At 44.9% G+C, this 25,818-nt stretch carries 25 protein-coding genes; 5 read left to right on the top strand and 20 right to left on the bottom strand.

Going from position 1 to position 25,818, the window contains the following annotated elements; all coding sequences use genetic code 11:
* Nucleotides 1–3 precede the first annotated feature (3 nt).
* Together BLHYD_RS07970 and BLHYD_RS07965 are read right to left on the bottom strand one after the other, a co-directional pair.
* Nucleotides 4–546, bottom strand: coding sequence for a DUF2284 domain-containing protein (locus BLHYD_RS07970; RefSeq protein ID WP_005945536.1), 543 nt, complete (start codon nucleotides 544–546; stop codon nucleotides 4–6).
* A gap of 12 nt (nucleotides 547–558) precedes the next feature.
* Entirely contained in the window at nucleotides 559–1,038 is a 480-nt protein-coding gene (locus BLHYD_RS07965) for a GNAT family N-acetyltransferase (RefSeq protein ID WP_005945535.1), read from the bottom strand.
* 362 nt (nucleotides 1,039–1,400) lie between these two features.
* On the opposite strand from BLHYD_RS07965, the gene trkA reads away from it, so the two are divergent.
* The gene (gene trkA / locus BLHYD_RS07960; RefSeq protein ID WP_040350272.1) at nucleotides 1,401–2,756 is read left to right on the top strand and encodes a Trk system potassium transporter TrkA; all 1,356 of its coding nucleotides are present in this window, start codon (nucleotides 1,401–1,403) and stop codon (nucleotides 2,754–2,756) included.
* A gap of 15 nt (nucleotides 2,757–2,771) precedes the next feature.
* Nucleotides 2,772–4,211: a TrkH family potassium uptake protein gene (locus BLHYD_RS07955; protein WP_040350271.1), complete on the top strand. Its 1,440-nt coding sequence runs from the start codon at nucleotides 2,772–2,774 to the stop codon at nucleotides 4,209–4,211.
* A gap of 91 nt (nucleotides 4,212–4,302) precedes the next feature.
* On the opposite strand, the gene cysK is transcribed toward BLHYD_RS07955, so the two are convergent.
* From cysK to BLHYD_RS07940, 3 genes are read right to left on the bottom strand one after another with little or no spacing between them, the layout of a single operon-like run.
* Complete coding sequence (gene cysK, locus BLHYD_RS07950; RefSeq protein ID WP_005945527.1) at nucleotides 4,303–5,229, bottom strand: cysteine synthase A; 927 nt, start codon at nucleotides 5,227–5,229, stop codon at nucleotides 4,303–4,305.
* 37 nt (nucleotides 5,230–5,266) lie between these two features.
* The gene (gene yaaA, locus BLHYD_RS07945; RefSeq protein WP_005945525.1) at nucleotides 5,267–6,034 is read right to left on the bottom strand and encodes a peroxide stress protein YaaA; all 768 of its coding nucleotides are present in this window, start codon (nucleotides 6,032–6,034) and stop codon (nucleotides 5,267–5,269) included.
* Nucleotides 6,031–6,981: a tRNA dihydrouridine synthase gene (locus tag BLHYD_RS07940; protein ID WP_005945523.1), complete on the bottom strand. Its 951-nt coding sequence runs from the start codon at nucleotides 6,979–6,981 to the stop codon at nucleotides 6,031–6,033. The genes yaaA and BLHYD_RS07940 overlap by 4 nt, the downstream gene beginning before the upstream one ends.
* Nucleotides 6,982–7,068: 87 nt before the next feature.
* On the opposite strand from BLHYD_RS07940, the gene BLHYD_RS07935 reads away from it, so the two are divergent.
* Nucleotides 7,069–7,284, top strand: coding sequence for a hypothetical protein (locus BLHYD_RS07935; RefSeq protein WP_005945521.1), 216 nt, complete (start codon nucleotides 7,069–7,071; stop codon nucleotides 7,282–7,284).
* 96 nt (nucleotides 7,285–7,380) lie between these two features.
* Here the strand turns inward: BLHYD_RS07935 and BLHYD_RS07930 are convergent, their stop codons facing one another.
* Nucleotides 7,381–7,935 (bottom strand): GNAT family N-acetyltransferase, encoded by a 555-nt coding sequence (locus BLHYD_RS07930; RefSeq protein ID WP_005945519.1) that lies wholly within the window; start codon nucleotides 7,933–7,935, stop codon nucleotides 7,381–7,383.
* Nucleotides 7,936–8,058: 123 nt separating this feature from the next.
* On the opposite strand from BLHYD_RS07930, the gene BLHYD_RS07925 reads away from it, so the two are divergent.
* On the top strand, nucleotides 8,059–8,886 hold the full coding sequence (locus tag BLHYD_RS07925) for a polysaccharide deacetylase family protein (protein WP_005945517.1): 828 nt from the start codon (nucleotides 8,059–8,061) through the stop codon (nucleotides 8,884–8,886).
* Between the two features lie 13 nt (nucleotides 8,887–8,899).
* On the opposite strand, the gene BLHYD_RS07920 is transcribed toward BLHYD_RS07925, so the two are convergent.
* Nucleotides 8,900–9,367, bottom strand: coding sequence for an NADH-quinone oxidoreductase subunit NuoE family protein (locus BLHYD_RS07920; protein ID WP_005945515.1), 468 nt, complete (start codon nucleotides 9,365–9,367; stop codon nucleotides 8,900–8,902).
* A gap of 95 nt (nucleotides 9,368–9,462) precedes the next feature.
* Between BLHYD_RS07920 and BLHYD_RS07915 the strand changes: the two genes are divergently transcribed.
* Nucleotides 9,463–11,190 carry an ABC transporter ATP-binding protein gene (locus BLHYD_RS07915; protein WP_005945513.1) on the top strand — a complete coding sequence of 576 codons (1,728 nt, stop codon included), beginning with the start codon at nucleotides 9,463–9,465 and terminating at the stop codon, nucleotides 11,188–11,190.
* A gap of 270 nt (nucleotides 11,191–11,460) precedes the next feature.
* On the opposite strand, the gene BLHYD_RS07910 is transcribed toward BLHYD_RS07915, so the two are convergent.
* From BLHYD_RS07910 to BLHYD_RS07850, 13 genes are all read right to left on the bottom strand, one after another.
* Entirely contained in the window at nucleotides 11,461–11,685 is a 225-nt protein-coding gene (locus BLHYD_RS07910) for an HPr family phosphocarrier protein (protein ID WP_005945509.1), read from the bottom strand.
* Between the two features lie 22 nt (nucleotides 11,686–11,707).
* The gene (gene ptsP, locus BLHYD_RS07905) at nucleotides 11,708–13,351 is read right to left on the bottom strand and encodes a phosphoenolpyruvate--protein phosphotransferase (RefSeq protein ID WP_005945507.1); all 1,644 of its coding nucleotides are present in this window, start codon (nucleotides 13,349–13,351) and stop codon (nucleotides 11,708–11,710) included.
* 137 nt (nucleotides 13,352–13,488) lie between these two features.
* Nucleotides 13,489–14,139 (bottom strand): manganese catalase family protein, encoded by a 651-nt coding sequence (locus BLHYD_RS07900; protein WP_005945505.1) that lies wholly within the window; start codon nucleotides 14,137–14,139, stop codon nucleotides 13,489–13,491.
* The gene (locus BLHYD_RS07895) at nucleotides 14,140–14,622 is read right to left on the bottom strand and encodes a spore coat protein CotJB (RefSeq protein WP_005945503.1); all 483 of its coding nucleotides are present in this window, start codon (nucleotides 14,620–14,622) and stop codon (nucleotides 14,140–14,142) included. It lies immediately after the preceding gene.
* Nucleotides 14,623–14,748: 126 nt separating this feature from the next.
* Complete coding sequence (locus tag BLHYD_RS07890) at nucleotides 14,749–15,297, bottom strand: GNAT family N-acetyltransferase (RefSeq protein ID WP_005945499.1); 549 nt, start codon at nucleotides 15,295–15,297, stop codon at nucleotides 14,749–14,751.
* Between the two features lie 27 nt (nucleotides 15,298–15,324).
* On the bottom strand, nucleotides 15,325–16,152 hold the full coding sequence (locus BLHYD_RS07885) for a TrmH family RNA methyltransferase (RefSeq protein ID WP_040350270.1): 828 nt from the start codon (nucleotides 16,150–16,152) through the stop codon (nucleotides 15,325–15,327).
* A 79-nt stretch (nucleotides 16,153–16,231) separates the two neighbouring features.
* Nucleotides 16,232–16,558 carry a hypothetical protein gene (locus tag BLHYD_RS07880; protein WP_005945496.1) on the bottom strand — a complete coding sequence of 109 codons (327 nt, stop codon included), beginning with the start codon at nucleotides 16,556–16,558 and terminating at the stop codon, nucleotides 16,232–16,234.
* Nucleotides 16,559–16,584: 26 nt separating this feature from the next.
* Entirely contained in the window at nucleotides 16,585–17,163 is a 579-nt protein-coding gene (locus tag BLHYD_RS07875; RefSeq protein ID WP_005945494.1) for a helix-turn-helix domain-containing protein, read from the bottom strand.
* 126 nt (nucleotides 17,164–17,289) lie between these two features.
* The gene (gene rlmH, locus BLHYD_RS07870; protein WP_005945492.1) at nucleotides 17,290–17,769 is read right to left on the bottom strand and encodes a 23S rRNA (pseudouridine(1915)-N(3))-methyltransferase RlmH; all 480 of its coding nucleotides are present in this window, start codon (nucleotides 17,767–17,769) and stop codon (nucleotides 17,290–17,292) included.
* Nucleotides 17,770–17,830: 61 nt separating this feature from the next.
* Entirely contained in the window at nucleotides 17,831–18,688 is an 858-nt protein-coding gene (locus BLHYD_RS07865) for a chitobiase/beta-hexosaminidase C-terminal domain-containing protein (protein ID WP_005945490.1), read from the bottom strand.
* Nucleotides 18,689–18,690: 2 nt separating this feature from the next.
* A complete protein-coding gene (locus tag BLHYD_RS07860; RefSeq protein WP_005945488.1) occupies nucleotides 18,691–21,195 on the bottom strand; it encodes a DNA translocase FtsK in 2,505 nt (834 codons plus the stop codon).
* A 21-nt stretch (nucleotides 21,196–21,216) separates the two neighbouring features.
* Nucleotides 21,217–22,092 (bottom strand): undecaprenyl-diphosphate phosphatase, encoded by an 876-nt coding sequence (locus BLHYD_RS07855; RefSeq protein WP_021844751.1) that lies wholly within the window; start codon nucleotides 22,090–22,092, stop codon nucleotides 21,217–21,219.
* 221 nt (nucleotides 22,093–22,313) lie between these two features.
* The gene (locus tag BLHYD_RS07850; RefSeq protein ID WP_260784511.1) at nucleotides 22,314–25,814 is read right to left on the bottom strand and encodes an FAD-dependent oxidoreductase; all 3,501 of its coding nucleotides are present in this window, start codon (nucleotides 25,812–25,814) and stop codon (nucleotides 22,314–22,316) included.
* Nucleotides 25,815–25,818 lie beyond the last annotated feature (4 nt).

Here is a 25,818-nt window from a genome sequence, read left to right as displayed (position 1 = left end):
TCCTTATGCCTGTCCTCTCACAAGAATCATAGAAAACCAAAGAATCGTATTGCCGCCTAGATTGTACTCCATCCCCTCTGCCTCCACAATATCTGTGACCACGATTCCATGACTTTCCAGGCAGGGGTGCATTCGCCCAGGGTTACAACACGGAGCATCAGGATACGTACAGTGTTCACAGATATCGCAGGACTCTGTGGAAAGAATAAACACTTCATAACCCTCCGCCTGCAAAAACTTTCCGATCTTGTCTGTAATGGATTCATGCGCCATGCGGGTGTCCAAAAGTTCCTGCATATTCATAATATCGCTCACCTCTGCCACTGAGGAGAACAGAAGTCCATGGGAATATGCCAGACAGCGTTCTTTGCATTCCTCCACGGTTCCCACTGCTGGGGGGCAGGCCCAGGTAGTCCCGTATCTGTCACATTCCTGCCGGCAAATCTGTCTGACTCTCTCCTCAAAAGAAAGCTTCTCTGTCCTCACAATCCGGTATTCAAATACCGGAAACTGGGTGATAAATTCATCCAATCCTTCAATCTGCATCTTTTTCCTCCTCTATAGTTGATGATAGTACGGAACAATGTCCTCATAATGCCCGTCTTTCATGAGAAACCCTCCTGGGATACAGCCCAAAGGAAGAAATCCCAGCTTCTCATAGAGATGGCGAGCTCCGGTATTGGTACGAACCACCGCGTTAAACTGTAAAATCCGAAATCCCAGTCTCTTTCCTTGTCTCATACAGTCTGTCACCAATTTTTCTCCGATTCCTTTTCCCCGGTGCGTTGAAGCTACTGCATAACTGGCATTGCAGATATGTCCGCAACGTCCCACATTGTTGGGATGAAGAATATAAAGTCCCACAATTTCTCCTTTCTCTTCAGCGACACCGCAGTAGGACTGTGTTGCAAAGAATTCTTTGCCGCTCTTTCCATCAAGCAGCTCCATTTGCGGAAAGGCAATCCCGTCCTCCACCACTTCATTCCAAATTCTATTCATAGCCACCAAATCTTCCGGCCGATATGCTCTTACAATCATTTCCAAATTGCTCTTACCTCCTAACTTTGTTCATCATCCTTTCTATCATATACGTTTTTTCGGCAAGTTACAATTTATTTTTCTGTAACAGTCCAGCCATACCGTGTACAAGAAGAATAAAACATACTTGTATGTTTTTGCGAGCGGTCATCTGTATAAGCTGAGCGCTTTTCTATGAGAAAAACAGTGGCATCAGCCACGACAAGCACACCGTGCGGTTTTGCGAATGCCTCTGGCTGAACTGTTATATTTTCCTGTCGAAATATCTGAACTCAAATTGACTAACAGCATAAATATGATATAATGTTTTTTAATTTTACATTAAAATTATATAAAGATACAAGGATAGGATGGAAAAGAAAATGAAAATAATCATCGTGGGTTTTGGAAAAGTAGGTTCCACTTTGACAGAACAGCTGTATTCAGAAGGTCATGACGTGGTTGTCGTAGATTTGCTAGAAAAGAAATTGGAGACTGCCGTGAGCGATTATGATGTTATGACCGTACAGGGAAACGGAGCAAGCTACAATGTCCAATTGGAGGCCGGCGTGGAAGAGGCAGATCTCTTGATCGCGGTCACAGCCTCTGATGAACTGAACCTCCTTTGCTGCCTCATTGCCCGAAAAGCAGGACAATGCCATACCATAGCGAGAGTCCGCAACTCCATGTACAACAAAGAAATCAACTTTATCAAAGAACAACTAGGAATTTCAATGATTATCAACCCAGAACTGGCTACCGCAAGGGAAATTGCAAAGCTTCTGCGTTTTCCCTCAGCCATACAGATCGACACATTCGCGAGAGGGCGCGCTGAACTCTTGAAATTTAAACTCCGCCCGGAGTTTGGTCTAGACGGACTGCGAGTGATGGACATCATGGAGAAGTTAAACTGCGATGTCTTAGTCTGCGGCATCGAACGCAAAGAGGAAGTCACCATACCGAATGGAAACTTCGTACTTCGAGATCACGACAACGTCTCCATCATGGCGACGCCTCAAAACGCCAGTAAATTTTTCTCAAAAATCGGTGTAAATACTCATAGAGTAAAAGATACGTTGATTATCGGCGGAGGAAAAATCACCTATTATCTGGCTCACCAACTCTTGGACATGGGAATTCGTGTAAAAGTCATTGAGAACGATAAAGACCGCTGCCTACAGCTAAGTAACTTGCTCCCAAAAGCCAATATTCTCTATGGGGATGGAACTGACGAGACTCTGCTGCTATCAGAAGGGCTTCATAATACTCAATCTGTGGTCAGTCTCACAAACTTTGATGAGGAAAATCTCTTGATTTCCCTGTTTGCGATGAAGCACTCCAATGCCAAAATTATAGCAAAAGTCAACCGTATCACTTTCAATGACATCATTAATGAGCTGGACATCGGCAGTGTCGTCTACCCTAAATATCTGACAGCCAATTACATTCTGAAATATGTACGCGCCACTCAAAACGCCCAGGGAAGTAACGTGGAAACCCTATATAAAATTCTCGACAAGCGTGCAGAAGCCTTAGAGTTTTGTATCCGTGAGAACTCTCCTGTCGTGGGCGTCCCTTTGATGGAACTGAATTTAAAAGACAATCTTTTATTATGCTGTATTAATCACAAAGGAAAAATTATCATTCCCCGTGGCCAGGACTCCATCCAAGTAGGAGACACCGTTATGGTCGTAACTACTAACACAGGCCTGCGCGATATCAGGGATATTCTAAAATAGAAAGAAGCTGACATTATGAACTACTCAATGATTCGATACATCATCGGATGGATACTCATCCTAGAGGCAGCCTTTTTATCCCTTCCTTGCATCGTGGCTGCAATATACCAGGAGACTGACGGCTGGGTCTATGCAGCCGTTTTGCTCGTCTGTCTGACCTGTGGTCTCCTCTTAAAGCGAACGAAAATTCAAACTAAAATTTTTTTCGCCCGGGAAGGACTTGTGACAGTCTCTCTAAGCTGGATTGTTCTCAGTATTTTCGGCTCGCTGCCATTTATCTTCACTGGCGCGATTTCCAACCCAGTGGATGCCTTGTTTGAAACTGTCTCCGGTTTCACTACCACCGGAGCTAGCATCCTGACCGACGTGGAAGCCTTATCCCACTGTAACCTTTTTTGGCGCAGCTTTACCCACTGGATCGGTGGTATGGGAGTTCTAGTTTTTATGCTGGCTTTGTTGCCCTTGACTGGTGGTTCTCACATGAATCTGTTAAAAGCCGAAAGTCCTGGGCCTTCCGTCAGCAAGCTAGCCCCGAAGGTTCAGACCACAGCTAAGATTTTGTACAAGATATATATCGCTATGACGCTCATACAGATTGTCTTTTTGCTAATTGGAAAGATGCCCCTGTTCGATGCTTTGACCACTTCCTTTGGCTCAGCAGGAACTGGTGGTTTTGGAATCAAAAATGACAGTATGGCCAGCTATTCTCCTTACCTGCAAAATGTGGTCACAATCTTCATGATTCTTTTCGGTGTAAATTTTAATTTTTATTTTCTGTTGCTACACAAAAAATTTCGTCAGGCCTTCCATTTTTCTGAAGTCCGGCTCTATATCGGAATCATTTTGGCGGCAACAGCTACCATCGCCCTCAGCCTGGGGAACATTTACGACAACTTCCTAGAGGCTTTACACCACTCTGCTTTCCAAGTGGCATCCATCATCACCACCACTGGCTTCGCGACTACAGACTTCAATCTGTGGCCTGAGGTTTCCAGAACCATTCTGGTGATGCTCATGTTCATCGGTGCCTGTGCAGGCAGTACTGGAGGCGGCATTAAAGTCTCTCGTTTTATCATTCTGATGAAAGCTCTTGTGAAAGAACTTCATCAATATATTCATCCCAAAGGCATAAAGACCATTCACATCGACGGACACACGTTAGGGCACGAGGTACTCCGCTCCGTCAATGTATTCCTCTTCGCCTACGTGCTTATATTCGCTGCCTCCTCGCTGCTTCTGACTTTTGATGGTAAAGATTTGATCACGAACTTCACAGCTGTCGCAGCTACCTTAAACAATGTAGGTCCCGGTCTGGAGCTGGTAGGACCCTCCTCAAATTTTAGCTGCTTTTCCATGTTTTCCAAACTGGTACTGACCTTCGATATGCTGGCCGGCAGACTAGAGATCTTTCCCCTGCTCCTGCTCTTTGTGCGAGATACCTGGAAAAAGTTTTGACGGCTCCTCACGGTAAAATACACTGCGACAATTTTTTCTTATGCAAAGAAGGGTGTGCATCGTCGGTATGCACACCCTTCTTTGTGAATCTTTATTCAAACAGAGGTGTGGAGAAATAGCGCTCCGCGGTATCCGGCAGGATTGTCACCACGGTTTTCCCCTCTCCTAACTCATGTGCCAGCTTTAGCGCCGCAGCTACATTGGTACCGCTGGAAATTCCACACATCAGCCCTTCTTTTCTCGCTAAATCTTTTGCTGTCTGCAAAGCCTCGTCATCTGTCACAATGTAAATGGAATCGTAAATTTCCTGATTTAAGACTTCTGGAACCACTCCATCGCCGATTCCCATTTGAATGTGCGTTCCCACAGTGCCTCCGGCCAAGATCGCTGCATTCTCAGGCTCCACAGCCCAGATGCGAATCTTTGGATTCAACGCCTTTAGAGTCTCTCCAATCCCTGTAATGGTACCTCCAGTGCCGATTCCCGAACAGAACCCGTCGATGGGACCTGCAACCTGTTCTAAGATTTCCAGTCCCGTATGGTGACGGTGTGCCATGGGATTGGCGGGATTTTCAAACTGCTGAGGCACGAAAACTCTGGGATTTTCCCTGGCCATTTTCTTTGCAGTTCTCAGACATTCATCAATACAGTCCCCAATATTCCCAGCATCGTGAATCAAAATCACCTTAGCCCCATAATGTTCCACCAATAATTTTCTTTCGCGGCTGACGGAATCCGGCATGATAATCACGGTCTTATAACCTTTGACAGCCCCTACCAAAGCCAACCCAATTCCTTGATTGCCGCTAGTAGGCTCTACAATAATAGAATCCGGTTTTAGGACTCCCTGTTTTTCTGCCTCACAGATCATATTATAAGCGGTTCTTGTCTTCACCGAACCGCCCACATTCAATCCTTCAAATTTCACCAACACCCTCGCGTCTTTGGGCCCTACCATATGATTCAGTTGAATCATAGGTGTATGCCCAATTGCCTCTAAAACATTCTGATAAATCATAAGTCTTCTCCTGTTTCCATTTGTAATGTCTTATTTATTATATGTCGTCTTTGTCACTTTTGCAAGAAAACACGTAGACAAACTGATCTTTTTTAGACAAATCTTCCCTATAGACAAAATTCAAACCGGAAAACTCTTTCAATTCATTCAAATCCAAAACCTTTCGCTGTGCCATATAGCGAACCATCTCTCCCCTAGCCATCTTTGCCAGCGTACCTTTTTGAATGACCTTATCCCCTCTTACTTCTCCAAAGACACAGGTGAGAATCTGTACTCCCACAGGACAATGCCTCTCAATAGTCTGAACGTATTCCTTGGAAGCCAAATTTACGATGCAATCCTCTTCTTTGGTAAGCTCCTGGCACAATGCATTCCCCCAAAATTCATAAAGATTTTCATACCCTGCTGGTCTTGCTTTTGCCTGCATTTCCAGACGGTATGGCACCACTCCATCCAGAGGACGCAAAAGCCCATAAAACCCTGACAAAATTCTCAAATGTTTTTGTAGATATCCCAGTTGTTCTTCCTCCATCACACTGGGAGCCATGTATTGATACTGAATTCCCTCATAGGAGAGCAGAGCTGGTGTCAGATTTCTGTCTAAATGCATAGTCTGAATGCGCTCATAGTTCAGTCTCGCTATCTTATCATTACATTTCCAAAGTTCTTTCGCTTCCTCATAAGACAAACCCTTCAGGTATTCCAATAGCTGTTTTGTCTTCTCTAAAAATACCGGCTTTGAACTTGCCTCCAGCAAATCTGACTGGCAGATCATCTTCTTGGCAGGCGATATAATGATCTTCATCTTCTCATTTTCCCCTCAAACTCCCGCTGCATGAAAAGTCCTTCCACTGCCTGTTCATATTCTGAAAGTCTCTGGGATTTCTGAATCTTTTTTATGTATTTTTTAGGGTCTTCAAAAAGACTTCCCATAAAACACCACAGCTCTTTCATTCGAAACAGAATGTTGCGGTCCCCGTACAAAACTTCCTGATAAGCCTCATAGATCTGGTCATGGTACTCCCGAAGAGTCTCTTTGTCCAGAACTATCCCTTGAGCGGCCTCTCTCACAAGACCTGGATTCCTCAGCAGCCCACGTCCAATCATCACTCGGTCTACCTGAGGAAATTCTCGCGCGAATCTCTCAATGTCTTGTGCATAGATTAAATCTCCATTGTAACACAAAGGATTTCGGCTGGCCGCCGACGCCTGCAAAAACACAGAAAATCTCACGGGCTTCTTATAATAATCTGTCTGTAATCTTGGATGGACAATCAATTCTTCCATAGGAAAACGATTGTAAATATCCAGCAAAGTTAAAAACTCTTCTTCCTCTTCCACCCCCGCTCTGGTCTTCACTGATATTTTCATATCCAGCTTTTCAAAAATCTCATCTAAAAAACGTTCCAGCTCTTTGGGATAAGCCAAAAAACCGGAACCCCTTCCCTTGGACACCACCGTCTTGGAAGGGCACCCCAGATTCAGATTCACCTCGTCATAGCCTAAGTCCCGCAATTTTTTCGCGGTACTGATGAAATCCTCAGCCTTATTCGTCATAATCTGGGGCACGGCATACAAGCCTTTATTATTTTCCGGTGCGATTTCTTTCAGTTCTTTGCTGTTAAAAGACCTTTTCACATGAGGAACCAAAAAAGGCATAAAATACTTGTCAATTCCAGGAAACAAGTGGGCGTGAATCCGGCGGTAGAGATAGCCGTTAATTCCCTCCATAGGTGCAAAATAATACCTCATCAAAATATTTCCTCTTTTCTCTAAATCTCTTTGCAAAAGCCATATTTTCCAGTATACTGGTGCCTATAAAGCAAAGGAGGCCAAACTATGAAATGTTACGAAATGATCCGCGAAATATACGATCAGTGTAGCGGCAAACCTCACTCTCAAATTTCTGAGATCGAAACCGACGACTTAGACGCCTATGTACAGGGAAAAATCAGCCGTACTTCTACCTGCGAGAAATCTGTGAGAGAGGATGGTTCCATCATCTATGAAATTTTGACAAATGGAATCAAAGAACGGTATATCTTCACAGAATAATCGACATGTTCATATTTGTTTCAAACACACAGACGCCGTCCGGACTCTGAATCTACCTGATTTCAGAGCACAGACGGCATCTAAAGTTGTCTGCCGCTATCCGATCGCCGGTATCTGTCTGGGTTTTAATTCTTTTACCATTTCTTCTCCTAGAACATCCGACAATATCCCACAGTAATCCTCTATGGTCACACTTCCGTCAGGTGTAATCAGCTCATAGTCTGTATGATAGAGATTTACAAACACTCCCGTCTCTTTCAATCCATTTCTCAAGTAAAACTCTTTTCTTCGCCTGCGTTCTTCTGCATTCGGAGCATTTTGATCTTGAACTTCGATCTCGAAAATAAATTTTTTTCCCTCAAACACCTTCAGAAGCTCATGGATAGCCCGTCCGCCATAACCGTTGCTCTGGAATTTAGGATGAATGGCAAAATAGTCTAAGAGAGCCCTTCCTCCCGCTTCCATGGTAATGACCAGGCCAATGAACTCTCCTCCTTCCTCCATGGCCCAAAAGCTCATCAATCCAGCTTCTGCCCGTTCCCGCATAAAATCAAAAGGTTTCTTCTCCAAAGGTGGAAAAGAACCCTCATAAAGCTCACGAAAAGATTCTAAGTATCGATTTCCTTCTGCCAACGCGTTTAAAAACTTCATAATCTACTCCCTTAATTTCTTTATCTCATTTTAATCTTTCTGTCTTATTATAACCCAGTTACTTCCTTCTGTATAGTCTCATTCCCGTCTTCATATATATTAAAAAAAGCATATGGAGAAACAATGAAAATTCCAACTCAGTTAAAACCAATCTCCAAAGTAGCAGCCTACCTGCTTTTTTTCATGGCAGCCTACCTGCTGGGTATGGGAGCGGCCAGTTTGACCTCTTCCAAAACGACAGTCGCCACCTCCTCCGAGGCCAATAGCAATTGGGGACTAAGTTTTCAAGAAGACGGCAAAGCTCCTGTGGGAAATGCTTCCTGCGAAGAACTAAAACAATATCACGCCGCCTACATGGATGACACAGAAGAAAAAGTCATCTACCTTACTTTCGACTGCGGCTACGAAAATGGAAACCTTCCAGCCATCTTAGATGCCCTGAAAAAGCATCAGGCTGTGGGAACTTTTTTCGTGGTAGGCAACTTTTTGGAGACCAGCCCTGATCTGACCAAACGAATGGTGAAAGAAGGACACATCGTCGGCAACCACACTTATCACCATCCTGATATGTCCCAAATCTCCTCTCAGGAATCCTTTTCCAAAGAACTCAAAGACGTAGAAGAACTCTTCCAGGAGATCACCGGGGAAACCATGAGCCACTATTACCGGCCTCCCCAGGGGAAATACAGCACGGAAAACCTGAAAATGGCCAGTCAGATGGGCTACAACACCTTTTTCTGGAGCCTGGCCTATGTGGACTGGCTGCAAGACCAGCAGCCCTCGTCCCAGGAAGCCTTTGACAAACTTCTCAGTCGCATTCATCCTGGAGCCGTCGTCCTTTTACACAGCACTTCCTCCACAAATGCTCAAATTTTAGATGAACTCCTGACCAAGTGGGAAGACATGGGATATCACTTCGCCCCACTCTCCGATCTGGCTGAAAAAATATAACCTCCAAGGCTACTTAGCTCCATGACTGTAAAATCTGTTTCCACTTCTCACAAGTCATTCCTGTCTGGATCTCCCCATCAACAGAAATGTTGGGGGAGGTCCGGCAGTGTCTCAGACAGTTCTGGGTTCGCAGACAGACTTTTCCGTCCTCAGAACTCCCGTTTTTCTGAATTTTCAAGCTTTTTCTTATATACGCCAAAAGCTCCGCCGCATTTTTATTTCTGCACCTCTCTCCGCTGCAAACGATCACTGTGTGTGTGATTTTTTGTTCCTTCAGGCTCGGATACCTTTGAATAATACAGTTTAAAAAGGTCTCTTTCACACAGAATTCCCTCGCCATGCGTTCTTTTAATTCTGCTGGAATATATCCGTATACCTCCTGGATTTCCCGAAACATATCAACAAGACTCTCCTGACTGGCACAGTCATCACGTCCTTTATAGTACTCAAAAATTTCTTCTATAGTCTCCTGCTCTGTCATTTTTGTCTCCTTTCTGGCACCCTTCGCCTTGTCTCTTTCTTAAGTATATGCTAGTATATACTTATTGTCCAATACCAAAGAGAGGAAGATGCCCCATGCACATATTAAAAAAGTTTATCCGATATTACAGCCCCTACAAGGCTGTCTTTTTCTTTGACCTATTCTGCGCGACAGTCATCAGCCTGGTGGATTTGGCTTATCCTCAGATTCTGCGCACTCTGACCAGTACTTTATTCACCCGCGGTAGCGATGCAATCTTAAGTGCTCTGATGCCGATTGCAATTAGCCTTTTCACCATGTATCTCGTACAAAGCCTTTGCAAATATTACGTGAGCTATCAGGGACACATGATGGGTGCCCACATGGAACGGGATATGCGCCAGCAGCTATTTGACCACTACGAAAAACTCTCGTTCTCTTACTACGACCAGAACAACTCGGGCCAGATGATGAGTAAATTGGTCTCCGATCTGTTCGACATTTCAGAGTTTGCCCATCACGGCCCTGAGAACCTGTTCATCTCTCTGATTAAGATTTGCGGTTCTTTTATCTTTTTATTCTTGATTAATTGGAGGCTTGCCATACCGTTGGCTGTCCTGGTACTTTGCATGTTCCTTTTTTCCATGAGCCAAAATCGCCGTATCCAAACTACCTTCATGGAAAACCGAAAAAAAATCGGAGATGTCAACGCAAGCTTGCAGGACACCTTAGCCGGAATCCGCATCGTGCAGTCCTTTGCCAACGAGAAGGTGGAACAGCACAAATTTCAAAAGAGCAACCACAGCTTTCTTCTCTCAAAAGACGCCAACTACCGCTGTATGGGAAGCTTCATGGGATGCAACCTATTCTTTCAGGGAATGATGTATCTGGTCACTCTTGTATACGGAGGCTACTTGATCGCCCACGGTCAGATGCAGGCGGCAGACTTAGCCATGTATGCCCTGTATATCGGAATCTTCATCAACCCTATTCAAATTTTAGTGGAACTGACCGAAATGATGCAAAAAGGTCTTTCCGGTTTCCGTCGATTCGTGGCCGTCATGGAGACAGAACCCGAAATTCAAGATGAGCCAAATGCCCAGACACTTAAAGACGTCAAAGGAAACGTCAGATACGAGAATGTCTCCTTCCACTACAGCGACGATGACACCTTAGTCCTCTGCGATGTTTCCTTCGACATTCCCGCAGGCAGGTCCATCGCCCTTGTAGGTCCTTCTGGAAGCGGCAAGACCACAATCTGCTCTCTTCTGCCCAGGTTTTACGATGTCACTGCCGGCGTAGTCACCATAGACGGGAAAAACGTCAAAAATCTGACTCTGGACAGTCTGAGAAATCAGATCGGCATCGTACAACAGGACGTATACCTCTTCGGCGGTACAATCCGTGACAATATTGCCTATGGAAAACCTAGCGCGTCCATGGATGAGATCATCGAGGCTGCAGAAAAAGCAAACATCCACGAGTTTATCCAAAGCCTCCCGGACGGCTACGACACCTTTGTAGGGGAGCGCGGAACTCGTCTCTCAGGAGGGCAAAAACAGAGAATCTCCATCGCGCGAGTCTTTCTAAAAAATCCTCCAATCTTAATTCTCGATGAAGCTACCAGCGCTTTGGACAACGAAAGTGAGCGCTGGATTCAGAAAAGTCTAGAAGAGCTGTCCAAGAACCGCACCACTATTACCATCGCTCATCGTCTGTCCACGATACGCAACGCTGACGAAATCCTCGTGGTCGCTGACAACAAGATTGCTGAGAGAGGTTCCCACGACGAGCTAATAAAGCGAGGCGGGATCTATGCACATTACTATCAAATGCAGTTTTAATGCCCCTTCAATTAGGAAAGAGCTTTCACGCTTCAGCGTGACAAGGTCTTTCCTGTGACACTAGGAACAAAGTGGACAAGCCCACTTCAGCTCCCCTGCCCCTCGATTTTGAGGGGACGCAGGCTCACTTTGCGCGCCGCCGCAACACCGCTTTGCGGTGAAATTCCTCATTGCGGTGTGTGCATCCTGCCCGGAGGGCTTTTATTGCATAGGGAACGAAATTTCCTTTGCAACAAAAACAGCAGAGAATTGGTATTCTCTGCTGTCTTTTCATACCCGAAATTTCTCTAACCTTTTTTTAATCTCCTCATCCGCTGCATACAGAATAATTTCTACCGGATGAGACAAATCCAGACTAAAGATTCCCAATACGGATTTTCCATCCACCTCATAATCCCCTGCCAGAATCTTCACATCACCCTCATACTTCCCCATAATACGGAGGTATTCCTCTACACGCTCCTGTGTATTCAGCTCAATAAAAAATCTGTCCATACCTTCTCACTTTCTGCCAAACTCAACCAGAACACTTAGAAGTGCGGATTAGCTTTCGTACTGGAAGAACAAATGTCGGAGAGACCGACAGTTCATCGATTCCCATCTTCAAAAACGTCTCCGTCAACTCGGTGTCCGCTCCCAACTCACCACAGATTCCAACCCAACAGCCTTTACTGTGTCCATTGTCAATCACGGTCTGTATCATTCGAAGAATCGCAGGATGGTGAGCGTCATAAAAGCTGTCCAGCTTTGCATTCTGTCTGTCAATTGCCAGCGTGTACTGTGTCAGATCGTTGGTCCCAATACTGAAAAAGTCAACTTCTTCCGCCAGAACATCACTCATCACAGCTGCTGCCGGCGTCTCAATCATGATTCCCTGCTCCACCTCACTGAACTGGACACCCTGTTCCCTTAATTCGCTCTTTACTTCCTCGACGATCTCCTTAATCTTGTGAATCTCTTCTATCGAGATAATCATCGGATACATAATGGCAATATTTCCAAACGCGCTTGCCCGGAACAGAGCACGAAGCTGCGTCTTAAAGATTTCTGGCTGAGTGAGACAGATTCTGATCGCCCGGTAACCCATGGCAGGGTTCTCCTCATGCTCTAAATGAAAATACTCTGCCTGTTTATCTGCCCCGATATCCAGTGTACGGATAATCACTTTTTTTCCTGCCATCATCTCTGCAACTGTCTTGTAAGCCTGGAACTGCTCTTCCTCTGTCGGAAAATGATCTTTTTCCAGATAGAGAAACTCACTGCGAAACAACCCGATACCTTCCGCATCATTTTTCATAACGGCTGCGACATCTGAAATGTTTCCAATATTTGCATACAGCTTAATATGCTTTCCATCAAGCGTGACATCCTCTTTTCCCTTCAGTTCCAGCAGGAGCTGTCTCTCTTCGTCTTCCGCCTGTTTTCTCTTTTTCAATTCCTTCAGAGTCTCTTCATCTGGGTCCAAATACAAAGTACCAGTATAGCCGTCGACCACAGCCATCCTGCCATTCCACTCTTTTCGAATCGGTACTCCAATCAGTGCCGGAATATTCATACTTCTTGCCAGAATTGCCGTATGGGAGTTGGAAGAGCCTTGCTCTGTCACAAAAGCCAAAAGCATATTCTTGTCCAACTGAACCGTCTCACTAGGAGCCAAGTCCTCTGCAATCAAAATTACCGGCTTATTCAACTCACAATTGCCGGAACCGCTGCCTCCTAACACCGCGACGACTCGGTTAGAGATGTCGATGATGTCCGCCGCTCTGGCTTTGAAATATTCGTCCTCCATCTCAGAGAACATCTTTGAAAAGTTGTCTCCTGTCATCGCTACCGCATATTCTGCATTGATTCCCTGTGTCGCGATCATGTTGAGCACCGCATCGTTAAAATCGTCGTCCTCTAACATCATAGCATGCACCTCAAAGACTGCAGCATTGACTTCTCCTACCTCTTGGCATGCCTTTTTATACAACTCTCCTAACTGGCCGATCGCTTCATCCCGGGCTTTTTCATATCGTTTCTGTTCTGCCTCTAGATTTTCCGGTTTGTAGCGTTTGATCTCTTTTTCTTCTTTCTGATAGAAGAAAATTTCTCCGATAGCAATTCCTTTCAAAATAGATTTTCCCTGATATGTCGTCACGTATATTCCCTCCTGCTTCATAAATTCTTCTGGAAGATTTCTCTCATCCGCGGCAACTGCCTCTTATACCTATCTCAGTTATACTCTTTTATTTTACACCATTTGCACAAAATTTCAAAGCAAAAATATCACATTTAGGAACAAATATCTCAGGGAAACTATAACCTTTCATTTTTCTTAGCCAAACTTGGAAATCCAGCTCTTTGAGCCTCTGCCTTGTCGAATTCCGGATTAAAATAATAGAAATTTCTGGACGATATTTTTTCTTTTATTCTTTCTAGCGCTTCTCCAAACCTCTGAAAATGAATAATCTCTCTTGTCCTCAAAAATTTCAACGGCTCGCGAATTTCCGGGTCTGGAATCATTCTTAAAAGATTGTCATATACCGTGCGCGCTTTCTGTTCCGCCGCCAAATCCTCATGCAAATCGGTAATGGGATCACCTTTAGACTGAAACTCCTTTGCAGTAAACGGAAGTCCACTAGCGGCCTGTGGCCAAAGTCCTGTGGTATGATCGATATAATAAGCATCGAATCCAGCAGTTTTTGCCTCTTCAATCGTAAGATTTTTCGTCAGTTGATACACCATGGCACAGATCATCTCCATATGCGCCAACTCTTCAGTCCCTATATCCGTGAGCAAGCCGCTCACCTCTTTTAAAGGCATTGTATATCTCTGTGCCAGGTATCTCATGGATGCCGACAATTCCCCGTCCGGACCTCCGTACTGGCTGATAATCAACTGTGCAGTCTTCGGACAAGTTTTTGATATTTTTATAGGATATTGTAATCTCTTCTCATATACCCACATCTACGCGCAGCCTCCTTCCCAGGGCATCGGCCCTTCTTTCCAACAATAACAATGTGATTTAGGATTTCTCTCGAATATTTTCGTCATACAATCTGTCGTAAGTGGAAAAAACTTTTCAGCAAATTCCTCCATCAACATACTCCGCTTGGACAACACATTTTGTAAGAGCTCCAACCCTTTTTGATCTTCTGGATGAGTGTCCATGTACAGACGAACATCATCTGCCATGAAACTTACCTCCTGAATCTGTCTCATCATCGCCTCTTGCTGCTGTCCTTCAGAATTCTCACCTGCCCTTGCAGGTATATCTGCACATCCCTTCAAAACACTGTGCTGTCCACCCGCTCCCATGGAGTCCGTCTTGAAAAAAGGCATGTTTAATTCCGGAAAAATAGTGCCGATAGACAAAGCTTCGCACGGATTATAGACGGTCTTCCACTCTTGAATCGGAACAGACGCAATCGCCAAATGTCCTTGTATCATAAAAAAACTCCCTTCTCTCGTAAATTTTTGACACAATTAGTATGTCTCAAAAAGTCCGTCTCTTCTCAGGGAGTTTTTTCTATCTATATTTATGTAAAATTTATGTAAAATTTTTATGATCTACTTTTACCAACGGCTCACTATTTTCTTCCCATATATATTATAAAGAAAACTGCCCAGATAATTTTTCAGCAGCTCCCAATACTCCTCGACTTCCACTTGTTTTCCACAGCAGAGGAACTCATAGATAACCCCATTTTCCTTTGTCTTATATCCGGCTTCCCGAAAGCCGTTACACAAATAAAACTTTTTACGTTTTTTCCTCTGCACATTATTTTCGCTCTCTTCATTTACATCTTCAATACTCAGCACAATGCTTTTGCCTTCAAGTCTTCGCCGTAATTTTGCAAGAATCTTGCTCCCATACCCCTTTCCTCTACCTTCGGCCGCGACAGCAAGATAAAACACAAATACGATGTCTTTATGGTACACGCAGTACAACATTCCCACAAACTGGCTGTTATCATAAACTCCAATCAGATCTGCTACCTGCTGACTTGCCTTATGTTTCAGAAAGAAAAACGGTAATCGTTCTTTCTTAGGGAATGCTTCATAGTAAAGTTTTTGGGTTTCTTTTACAATCTGCTTGTCGTTTTTATAATTTCTAAACTCCATTTTTCAAATCTCCTACACATCCGCTCCCTATTTTCTACCGCAGAGCTGCCAAAACGCCACTGAACTGGCTGCTGCCACATTCAAAGAATCTACTCCATGGGACATAGGAATACACACGGTATAATCACAAGCCGCGATTGTCTCGCAAGCCAATCCATCTCCTTCTGTCCCGAGGACAATGGCCAGTCTCGGTGCATCCACCAGTCTAGAATCGTCAACACGCAGAGAATCTTCCCTCAATGCCATCGCCACGGTCTGAAATCCCAGTTCACGCAGATGCGCAATTCCCTGCAAAGGCCAGGAAAACTGCTTGTCCAAAAAAGTCCATGGTATCTGAAAGACAGTCCCCATACTCACCCGGATCGCCCGGCGGTACAAAGGATCGCTGCACGCCTGTGTCAACAAAACACCATCCACATTCAAAGCAGCCGCAGAACGGAATATCGCTCCCACATTCGTGGGATTCACGACATTTTCTAATACTGCTATTCGTCTCGCACCGGCGCATATCTCCCCCACAGAAGGCTGCTTTGGTCGCCGCATCGCACACAGCATCCCCCGTGTGAGGGCAAAGCCGGTAAGCTGTGTCAGCACATGAAACGGTGCCGTGTACACCGGTACGTTCCCGCGGCGAAAAAGCCTTTCCTGCTCCTGACTCTCTACCTGTCTTTGTTCCACCAAAAAAGAAATGGGAACGCAGCCTGCATTCAGAGCACGCTCAATCACCTTCGGACTCTCGGCGATAAAAATTCCTTTTTCCGGCTCATGGCGGTTCAATAGTTGTACTTCTGTGAATCTCGCATAGATATCCAGCTCCGGTGCCAAAAAATCCGTAATCTCAATAATCTCTGGCATAGCTGCCTCCTTTCTGTTCGTTGCTAAAGTGGGCTTCGCCCTCAAATTTAAACAAGAACGATTTATTCTAAGTATTTACCTAACTCAATATAACAGAGATAACAGAATAAAATGCCAATACACAAAACAAAATCCCCAATATCTTCGTATAGATGTTCAGTACTTTGTTTTGCAGCTTCTTTCTTGTGAATAAAATATCTGCATTCAAAATAGAAAAAATCGTAATCAGAGACAAGTAATAAGAGGTATTTCCACTGTTGTCTCTATACAATGCATAACCGTATCCAATCCAGAAAACCGTAAGTGCAACCAGCGATATTATCCGAAATATTTTCATGTCTTTTCTTTCCGTCGTCACACTTTTTTCTCTCTGTACATAAACATTCTCAAATTGTTTCTCTGCCATGTCAAACACTCCTATCCTTCTTTTCTCTACATCCCTAAAAGTTTCATAAACAGCAATGAAGCTGCCAACGTAAAGGCACCCACGGCGAGCGCCCAAAGTGCTTTCTGGTAAGGTCTTTTCCCCTCTTCTCTAGCCTTTTCAATATCGTTCAGACTTTTGCCTTCCATAAAAGCTACAATCTCCTTATAGGTCTGAACATCCATCTCTTTCTTTTTCTTCTCCACAAGTCTCGCGACATAGAGTGCCACGCCTAAAAGGGCCAACCATATCCCCAGACCTGCATAAGATAAAAACTCCACCAACGGCAAAGGCGTGACAGCCACCGCCAGAAGTAGCACCGTATAGATGACACTCAGGCAATTGAAGATCTGCTGATCTTCTCTGTTGATCTGTTCTTTCATGTTTTCCACATCTCCTTTGATTAATTTGTCCAAGGAGACTTCAAATGCTTCACTGAGTAAAACGAGACTGTTGACATCGGGATAGCTTTTGCCGTTTTCCCAATTCGATATTGTCTGTCTAGAAACGTATACTTTCTCAGCCAGAGTTTCCTGAGAGAAGGACCTTTCGTTTCTGTATCTCCTGATCTGTTTCCCCAGTTCCATTTCTGCCTCCTGTAATTCAAATTTTAATCAAAAAAGAGTATTTGTCTATCAAACGGTCTTGACATGGCATGTTTTTGCACGTTTTTTCGATGTCAAAAATCTTTGACACCGAAATTTTAGGCATATTTATTTGTGATAGGGCTCGTTAGAAAGAATTCGGTAGCCCCGGTAAATCTGCTCTAAGAGAATCACCCTCATAAGTTGATGGGGAAAGGTCATCCTCGAAAAACTCAGCCGGCAGTCTGCTCTTTTTAGCAGCTCCTTGTCCAGTCCAATGGAGCCTCCAATGACGAAGATGATATGGCTGACACCGGAAATCCCCAGTCTTCCGATCTTTTCCGAAAATTTCTCGGAGGACAGCATCTCTCCGTCAATAGCCAGAGCGATCACATAGGCATCTTCTCTCAGATATTTAGAGATTCTCTCCCCCTCCTTTTGCCGAATCTGATTTTCCACTGCTTCGCTGGCTCCATCCAATGTTTTCTCATCGGCCACCTCCACGATTTCCAACTTGCAGTAACGATTCAGCCGCTTGCTGTACTCCGCAACCGCATCTTTTAAATACTTTTCTTTGATTTTGCCCACTGTAACCAGTGTTATTTTCATCCGACTGTCTCCTTTTCCCTCTCTCACAATCTTTTACCCGCCAGATACCATGCTCTTAGCGTCAATCCTCAGGCTCCAATACATATTTTCGGTAGATAATATCGCCGGGGATTCCTTTCTTATTGACGCCGTACGCATACAGAACTGTGACACCCTCTTTGAGCTTGATAGGACCAGTATAAATCTTACTATCTTCATCCGGTATCGTTCCGTCGAGAGTATAGTAGATTTTCTCGCATTCCCCCGAAATTTCCACTTTCATGGGCTTTTTATGATAGGTGCCGGACTGAAAATCTGTGTTCAAATCTGGACATATATACTCAGAGTACTCTTCCAAAACATCCGGATTGGTACACATCTGTAACAGTTCCCTAATTGCTTCCACATCCTGATTCTTTTCCATTGCAGACAGCAAGACTCCATATGCCTCTAGATTGTCCGGATGCTCTTTTAAAAACACTGTCAAAATCTTTTCCACAGAAGCATAATCTTCCTGTGCGTCGAAAATCTTAGCCATCATCAAATTTGCATTGGGATTATCCGGCTCCATGGACAGCGCCTGGTCCATGTGGTCCATCGCTTGGTCATAGTCCTCCTGATTATATGCCTTTACCCCAGCCTGATACTGATAAGCATAGGAGTTCATTCTGTAGTATCCCACTCCAAGAAGAATTGTCCCTAAAATGGAAACAACTGCAAATCCACACAGAAAAAAAAGCCTGCGTTTTTTCTGGCGAATTTCTTTTTGCATCTGCTCTTTTTTCCGCTCCTGACAGACTTTCTTTTCTTCTTCATGCTTCTTTTGGGTAATTAGCGTCTCTACCGTATTATATTCCGATACCCAGGGAACCTCCGTGAGACATTTTGGACAAAAGAGTGTTCCCGGTTTCACTTCTTCTCCACAATATGGACACTTCATCTCTATAAATATTCCTCGACATATTTTTCAAATTCTTCCAAGGACATCAGCACCTTTCTGGGCTTCGTCCCTTCCTCCGGGCCCACGACTCCAGCTTCGGCTAGCTGGTCCATAATTCTAGCCGCACGGTTAAAGCCGATTTTAAACATTCTCTGTAGCATTCCAATAGAAGCCTTCTCTTTCTCGATGATAAACTTTCCCGCTTCCACGAAATACCGGTCACGGTCTGCTTCTGAATTCCCAGAACTGCCTACAGCGCCTGAAGAGTTGATAGATTCCGCCACTTTTTCGTCATAGGGACTCCCTGGATTTTTGTCCGCCAAAAACTCCACAACCTTGCTTACTTCCTCGTCTGACACAAAAGCCCCTTGAAGACGAGCCGGCTTTTGATATCCCTGGGGATAGAACAACATGTCCCCTTTTCCCAAAAGCTTTTCTGCCCCGTTCATGTCCAGAATTGTCCTGGAATCAACTCCGGAGGAGACAGAGAAAGCGATTCTCGACGGCATATTTGCCTTGATGAGCCCCGTAATTACGTTCACAGATGGCCTTTGTGTGGCAATAATCAGATGGATTCCCGCTGCACGTGCCAGTTGAGCCAGGCGGCAGATTGCGTCCTCCACCTCACCTGGAGCCACCATCATCAAATCTGCCAGCTCATCCACGATAATTACAATCTGCGGCAAAGGCTTCGGCGGTTCCTCTCCGTTAATTCTCGGTGCATCTTCTATTTTTTTGTTGTACTCCTCTAGATTCCGTACATTGTACTCTGCAAACGTATTGTATCTTTCTGTCATCGAAGATACTGCCCAATTCAACGCACCTGCTGCTTTCTTTGGATCTGTCACTACAGGAATCAGCAAATGAGGCACACCATTATATACACTCAGCTCAACCACTTTCGGGTCAATCATAATCAGTTTTACCTCATCAGGTTTTGCCTTGTACAAAATACTCATAATCAGAGTGTTGATGCAGACGGATTTGCCGGAACCGGTGGCGCCGGCAATCAACAAATGAGGCATTTTTGCGATATCGGCAACCACCGGCATCCCGGCAATATCTTTTCCAGCCGCAAAGGACAGTTTCGATTTGCTCTTTTGAAATGTCTCAGACTGCAGTAGATCTCTGAGCATAACGGCGCTGTTGTGATCGTTGGGAACCTCAATTCCCACCGCTGCTTTTCCCGGAATTGGCGCTTCAATCCGAATATCTGACGCTGCCAGATTCAATTTTATATCATCTGTCAAGCCCACAATCTTACTGACTTTCACTCCTTGCTCCGGCTGTAGTTCATATCTAGTCACTGTCGGTCCACAGCTGACATTTGTAATGGTCACATTAACACCAAAACTTTTCAACGTATCCTGAAGCTTTTTAGCCGTTTTTCGCAGATGGGCATCCGAATCTCCCACAGCACCCCTGCTGCCTTTCTTTAAAAGACTCAGAGGAGGAAATTTATAAACTCTCTCCGGTACAGCTGTCTGGGATTCAATCTCTTTTCGAATATTGTGAATTCCATTTTGAATCTCAGCTTCTGAAGACTTCGGAGGCTTAGAGACCTTCTCCTCACTCCTCTGAAACATCTCCTCTTCTTTTTCCTCCTGAATGCTTTTTTCTTCGGAGATAATCTCCATCATCGGAGTCTTTTTTTCTTTTTTCTGACCTTGGCTGTTCTCCTGAGATAAAGTTTCCTGTTTTTCCTCGTCTCCTCGATAAATTGGGAACTCCATAGCAGAAGTCTCCGTCAAATTCTCATTCTCCACATCCTTCAGCAATGTCTCACTGAGAAATCCGGTCTCTTTTTGGACTGACCTTCCCCTTTTCTCAGACTCGGACTCTCTCTTCTTTTTCAGCTCTTTTTGATATCTCCTGGCTTCGGCCCTTTCCTGACGGGCAGGTGCATCCTCACGGTAACTCTTCACGCCACCCTTGACAGTCTGAAACAATCCTCTCGCAATCTTTTCCACAAAACCAAAAAAAGATCTCTGAGTCATCAAAATTAATGATATCAAAAGAACAACTATTGTTATCACATAGGACCCAATCGTTCCAAAAGCCAAAGTGGTACTCACACAGAGAGCACCGCCCACAACTCCACCTCCGGTCTTATACTGAGATGAGGTATAAAAATACTCCATGATTTCAAAACTGCGTGTATATCCTTCTGTCAAAAGCTGCATAAGATTACAGCAGAATAAAAAAAACAAGATTCCTGCTATAATCTTCTTTTTGACTAGGCGATTTCGGCGGTTTACCATAAAAAATGCCACTCCGACAAAGAGTAGAATTGGAAACACATACGCCATTAGGCCAAAGATTCCAAAAGAAAACTTGCTGATTGCGTCTCCGACCATCCCTCCTACTCCAAAATTGCTGATTAACATGATAATCGAAAGTGCTAAAAAGAGAATCAGTACAATCTCCGTGCTAAAGTTACCTGCGGCAGGTTCCTGTTTCGTCTGTCTTTTTCCTCTGTTGCTGGTTTTCTTTTTTGTCGCTGCCATTCATACTCCTCCTCAACATACTTATCTGACAAAATTTCCGACGATCGCCACAAGCCCTGCCAAAAAACAGTAACAGGCAAAAATCCGAAATCTTTTCTTTCGTACCAGGGAAAGCATGTGCCTGATGCACAAATAGCCCACAGCTCCTGCAACGATAGCCCCGAGCACATAGGCAATACCCAAAGAGATGGTCATAGAAGGACTCACAAAGTTCTTCAGTTCCACAGCCATAGCTCCCAAGGTAGCCGGTATGGACAACAAAAATGAATACTTTAACGCAAATTTTCGGCCCATGCCAAACATCAAAGATGTGGACATCGTAATCCCTAACCGAGAAATTCCTGGAAATACAGAAAGTCCCTGACAAATCCCTATCCACATTGCCCGATCATAGGTAATTTCACCAGGAAGCTTGCCAGTGATCGGAATAAAATCCACCACAAACAAGAGAATACCAGTAATTAGCAAACCAATTCCTGTAAAAAGAAGGCTGTATGCTGCCATTTGAGCCAGATTTCTAGCCGCATATCCTAAAAAGAACGTAGGTATCGTAGACACTAACAACAGTACAACAAATTTGCGATAACTGCTGCGCACAATTCGATGGTAGCTTTGATCCTCCCCGTTTTTTTTGTTCTGAATCAAAATCTGCGCATTGCAAACCACATCGTAGGCCATCCTGCAAAGCTCCAATAGAATCTGTCTGACATCTTTTTGAAAAGCCAAAACTACAGCTACCGTAGTTCCCAGGTGCAGCATCGCCTCCAGGAGAAGTCCCGTATCTGGTTCAAAGCCTGTTAACTGTTGAAAAATCACCAGATGCCCAAAACTGCTCACTGGCAAAAACTCTGTGATACCCTGAATAATTCCCATTAGTATTGAATATAAAAATGACATTTCTCATTCCTTCTCTTCTCATGTATTCTGTTTCCTAACAAATTCCCATATCTTGGAACCCATATTACTCACATTGAGTTTTAGTATAACATATGCAGTTCCATTTAACAAGAAGGGGAAAGTTCAAAAAACAAAAGCGCTGCTTGATCATCTTTTGATGATCGAACAGCGCCTTCTCTATCTCCGTTTGAACACAATTACCGCATATCTATTATGCGTCTTTATTTTTCACATTTCGGCAATCTCGCCTCAATCATGTTGGTGAGATTGTCTGTACACTTCAGCGGGTCTACAAATTTTCCAGCAGCAACAGCTACCAGCTTCGCATCCTTGCAGGCCAAAACTGCGCCATGCACCTCACCAATCACTGCTTCGCGGTACACTGGAACTGTGCAGTCCATCTCTTCTGCGATGTCAGCCTCATCGTCATAAGGCATCTCCACCTCATATACATGAGCGATCTCAGCCGCAACTTCCCAGTTGTTGAACACAACTTCTTCCTCAATCGCATGTTCCACTGCCTGAAGTCTACGCTCTGTGTTGGTGTATGTACCGTCTGCGCTAGCAAATCCGGTTCCCGGAATCACCACGTCTGCTCTTCTCGCAGTCTCGGTCATATGAGTATCGCATACCATCATAAACTCTACATCTTTCAGCAGTTCTGGATTCACATCCTCACCAAATACCAGAAGAGCCTTCACTCCGTCCATAGCCTCAGCACCTGCAGTGATGCCCAAATCAATCAGACCCTGGCTATTGTTCTTTGCTTTGATCTGTAAGATACCGTCTCTGGCTTTTCCGATATGTCCAGAAACAACAGCAATGTCTGCCAGCAGGGTAGCTGCCTCCACAGATACAAGGTTCTGCTGGAATACAATCATCGCTTTCTTAGCATTTGCGTACAGCTCAGCGATTTCTTTGATCTCATCGGTCACTTCCGCTGTTGCCACACTCTTAGCGAACTCTTCATATCCCTCAACACCGGTACCTTTGCCCATATCCGTCAGTACTTTCGCAATGCTCTGCAGATAGGACAGATCGTTTTGTGTATATACAGTCTTGTAAGCAAAAGCAAAATGATCCTGCTCATAGCCTTCCGGATTAATCAGGATGACTTTCGCACCGTTCTTTGCCGCCTGACTCAGTTTCACTCTCATCACCTGAGAATTATTGAAGCCAACTACCAAAATCACCTCTGTAGACAGCAGCTCGTCGATGGTATTTGGAGAAGCGTTCACGCCCAACACTTTCTCAATTCCACTCTCACGGTTGTCAAAGCACAGCGTCTTTGCTCCGATGGACTCTGCCAGCTTCTTCATCACATAGGCTTCCTCGTTGGTGTAGCGGTCTGAGATCGCCACTGCCACTGCGTCTTTTCCATACTTCGCCGCCACTGCCTCTGTCTTCTTCGCAGTCAGAACAAAAGCGTCGTGGTAGTCTACCTCTGTAAACATTCCATCCAGGTCTTTTGCCATCGGGTCTAACAGCTTACCGTCCAAATATGCACAGTCAAAACCAAATTTTCCTTTTCCGCAGAGGATTCCTTTGTTCACAGCACCTTCTTTATCCGGTACCGCTTTAATCAGCAGGTCTCCATAGTTTTCCAATTCCAAGCTACAGCCGACAGAACAATGAGAACAAGTAGTCTGTGTACAGGTGGTATCCAGAGGAACAGACTTCTTGATAGCCATTCTCTCCTGGAGCGCTCCAGTCGGACAATAGCTGGTACACTGACCACAGGAGATACATCCAGTCTCAGCCAGAGGCTGCTCTAAAGCCGGTTTTACCACCGTGTCAAATCCACGTTTTACCAATCCTAAAGCGCCCACACCCATAACTTCATCGCAGACACGTACACAGACACCGCAAAGGATACACTTATTCGGATCTCTCAGAATAAATGGATGCTCATCCTCGTAGTCTACCGTGTTGATATCTCCGCTAAAGCGGTCCGGCTTCACATTGTATTGGTTCGCGTAACTGATTAGCTTACACTCGAAGTAGTCTTTACAACCACATTCCAGACAGCGGGAAGCATCGGCCTGAGCCTTCTCCTCATCGTATCCGAATACTACTTCTGTAAAGTTGTCTTTTCTCTCTTCGGCAGAGAGCTGGTCCATAGCAGGACGACACATTCTCTCACGGTCCTCGAAAGAAGCCGGTGTCAAATCGGTTCTCTGTACATAATATGGTTTCTCGTATTTAATCTGTTCCCCGCGCAGGTAAGCATCCACAACCAGACTTCCTTTCTGCGCATCACCGATGGATTCCACTGCAATAGAAATTTTGTCATTTCCACAGTCGCCGCCAGCAAATACGCCAGGAATCTTCGTCATAAAGGTATCTTTGTCATAGACAATACCGCTCTTTCTGGTCAGGTCTACACCCTCGATGCCTTCCGGATTTACCTTCTGGCCGATCGCCAAAATTACTGTGTCCACATCAATGGTCTTTGTCTCACCTTCTACCGGAATCGGAGCACGTCTGCCGCTGGCATCTGGTTCACCTAATTTCATCACCTGGAGAACCATCTGTTTTGCTTTGCCGTTCTCGTCTGCAATGATTTCCAGAGGATTTGTCAGGTTCAAGAAGATGACTCCTTCTTCCTCTGCCTCCTCAATCTCTACCATATCCGCTGGCATCTCATCTTTGGTTCTACGGTAGATGTTATATACCTTCTTAGCGCCCAGGCGAACTGCTGTACGGCAGGCATCCATCGCAGTATTTCCACCACCGACAATTGCCACATTCTCGCCTAGATCAATCGCCTCATTGCGCACTACTTTTCTCAGGAAGTCGATACCACCAATCACACCTTGCGCGTCCTCGCCCTTGCAGCGAACACCTGTGGACAGCCATGCACCGATACCTAAGCAAACTGCATCATAATCTCTGCGGATGGTCTCAAAAGCAATATCTTTTCCAATCTTTACATTTGGAATCATCGTAACGCCCATTCTCTCGATCAGAGAGATCTCTTCATCCAGAATCTCTTTCGGCAGACGGTATTCCGGGATACCGTAGCGAAGCATACCGCCTAATTTTGGCATTGCCTCATAGATCGTCACTTCATGTCCCATTCTTCTCAAGAAATAAGCCATAGACAGACCGTAAGGTCCACCACCGATCACTGCTACATTCTTTCCGGTCTCAGGAGCGATCTCCGGCATAAATGGGTCCTCACCGAACAGATCGTGATCTGCTGCAAATCGCTTCAGCCATGCGATGGAGATTGGCTCATCCACCAGCCCACGCCGGCAGGCAGTCTCACAAGGATGCGGACATACACGTCCGATTGCACCTGGCAGCGGTATCCGCTCTTTGATCAGTTCAATCGCTTCTCTGTATTTTCCATTGGCAATCAGCCCCACATAGCCCTGACAGTCTGTTCCGGCCGGACATGCCAATTTGCACGGAGGACGGCAATCTCCTCTGTGGTTAGAGAGCAACAGCTCCAGGTTCGTCTTTCTGGACTCGATGACTCTCGGTGTCTTTGTATTTACAATCATATTCGGTGCAATCTGGGTCGCACAGGCTTTGCAAAGCTTCGGGTTTCCTTCCACTTCCACAACGCAGAGACCGCAGGCACCGTAGATCTCAGTTCTCTCATCGTAGCAAAGAGTTGGGATTTCAATGTCATTTTCTCTTGCTACCTCAAGAATAGTCTGTCCCGGAATACCGAAGACTTCTTTTCCATCGATATTCAATCTAAATTTATTCACTGTC

The organism is Blautia hydrogenotrophica DSM 10507, from assembly GCF_034356035.1.
Taxonomy (GTDB): Bacteria; Bacillota; Clostridia; order Lachnospirales; family Lachnospiraceae; genus Blautia_A; species Blautia_A hydrogenotrophica.
The sequence above is the reverse complement of the archived record's forward strand: the minus strand, read 5'-3'. Positions and strand labels throughout refer to the sequence as shown.

Bases quoted from the DNA above. Each gene is read 5' to 3' on its own strand.
- BLHYD_RS07970 (WP_005945536.1), bottom strand. From the start codon at position 546: ATGCAGATTGAAGGATTGGATGAATTTATCACCCAGTTTCCGGTATTT.
- BLHYD_RS07965 (WP_005945535.1), bottom strand. From the start codon at position 1,038: ATGATTGTAAGAGCATATCGGCCGGAAGATTTGGTGGCTATGAATAGA.
- trkA (WP_040350272.1), top strand. From the start codon at position 1,401: ATGAAAATAATCATCGTGGGTTTTGGAAAAGTAGGTTCCACTTTGACA.
- BLHYD_RS07955 (WP_040350271.1), top strand. From the start codon at position 2,772: ATGAACTACTCAATGATTCGATACATCATCGGATGGATACTCATCCTA.
- cysK (WP_005945527.1), bottom strand. From the start codon at position 5,229: ATGATTTATCAGAATGTTTTAGAGGCAATTGGGCATACACCTATGATT.
- yaaA (WP_005945525.1), bottom strand. From the start codon at position 6,034: ATGAAGATCATTATATCGCCTGCCAAGAAGATGATCTGCCAGTCAGAT.
- BLHYD_RS07940 (WP_005945523.1), bottom strand. From the start codon at position 6,981: ATGAGGTATTATTTTGCACCTATGGAGGGAATTAACGGCTATCTCTAC.
- BLHYD_RS07935 (WP_005945521.1), top strand. From the start codon at position 7,069: ATGAAATGTTACGAAATGATCCGCGAAATATACGATCAGTGTAGCGGC.
- BLHYD_RS07930 (WP_005945519.1), bottom strand. From the start codon at position 7,935: ATGAAGTTTTTAAACGCGTTGGCAGAAGGAAATCGATACTTAGAATCT.
- BLHYD_RS07925 (WP_005945517.1), top strand. From the start codon at position 8,059: ATGAAAATTCCAACTCAGTTAAAACCAATCTCCAAAGTAGCAGCCTAC.
- BLHYD_RS07920 (WP_005945515.1), bottom strand. From the start codon at position 9,367: ATGACAGAGCAGGAGACTATAGAAGAAATTTTTGAGTACTATAAAGGA.
- BLHYD_RS07915 (WP_005945513.1), top strand. From the start codon at position 9,463: ATGCACATATTAAAAAAGTTTATCCGATATTACAGCCCCTACAAGGCT.
- BLHYD_RS07910 (WP_005945509.1), bottom strand. From the start codon at position 11,685: ATGGACAGATTTTTTATTGAGCTGAATACACAGGAGCGTGTAGAGGAA.
- ptsP (WP_005945507.1), bottom strand. From the start codon at position 13,351: ATGAAGCAGGAGGGAATATACGTGACGACATATCAGGGAAAATCTATT.
- BLHYD_RS07900 (WP_005945505.1), bottom strand. From the start codon at position 14,139: ATGTGGGTATATGAGAAGAGATTACAATATCCTATAAAAATATCAAAA.
- BLHYD_RS07895 (WP_005945503.1), bottom strand. From the start codon at position 14,622: ATGATACAAGGACATTTGGCGATTGCGTCTGTTCCGATTCAAGAGTGG.
- BLHYD_RS07890 (WP_005945499.1), bottom strand. From the start codon at position 15,297: ATGGAGTTTAGAAATTATAAAAACGACAAGCAGATTGTAAAAGAAACC.
- BLHYD_RS07885 (WP_040350270.1), bottom strand. From the start codon at position 16,152: ATGCCAGAGATTATTGAGATTACGGATTTTTTGGCACCGGAGCTGGAT.
- BLHYD_RS07880 (WP_005945496.1), bottom strand. From the start codon at position 16,558: ATGGCAGAGAAACAATTTGAGAATGTTTATGTACAGAGAGAAAAAAGT.
- BLHYD_RS07875 (WP_005945494.1), bottom strand. From the start codon at position 17,163: ATGGAACTGGGGAAACAGATCAGGAGATACAGAAACGAAAGGTCCTTC.
- rlmH (WP_005945492.1), bottom strand. From the start codon at position 17,769: ATGAAAATAACACTGGTTACAGTGGGCAAAATCAAAGAAAAGTATTTA.
- BLHYD_RS07865 (WP_005945490.1), bottom strand. From the start codon at position 18,688: ATGAAGTGTCCATATTGTGGAGAAGAAGTGAAACCGGGAACACTCTTT.
- BLHYD_RS07860 (WP_005945488.1), bottom strand. From the start codon at position 21,195: ATGGCAGCGACAAAAAAGAAAACCAGCAACAGAGGAAAAAGACAGACG.
- BLHYD_RS07855 (WP_021844751.1), bottom strand. From the start codon at position 22,092: ATGTCATTTTTATATTCAATACTAATGGGAATTATTCAGGGTATCACA.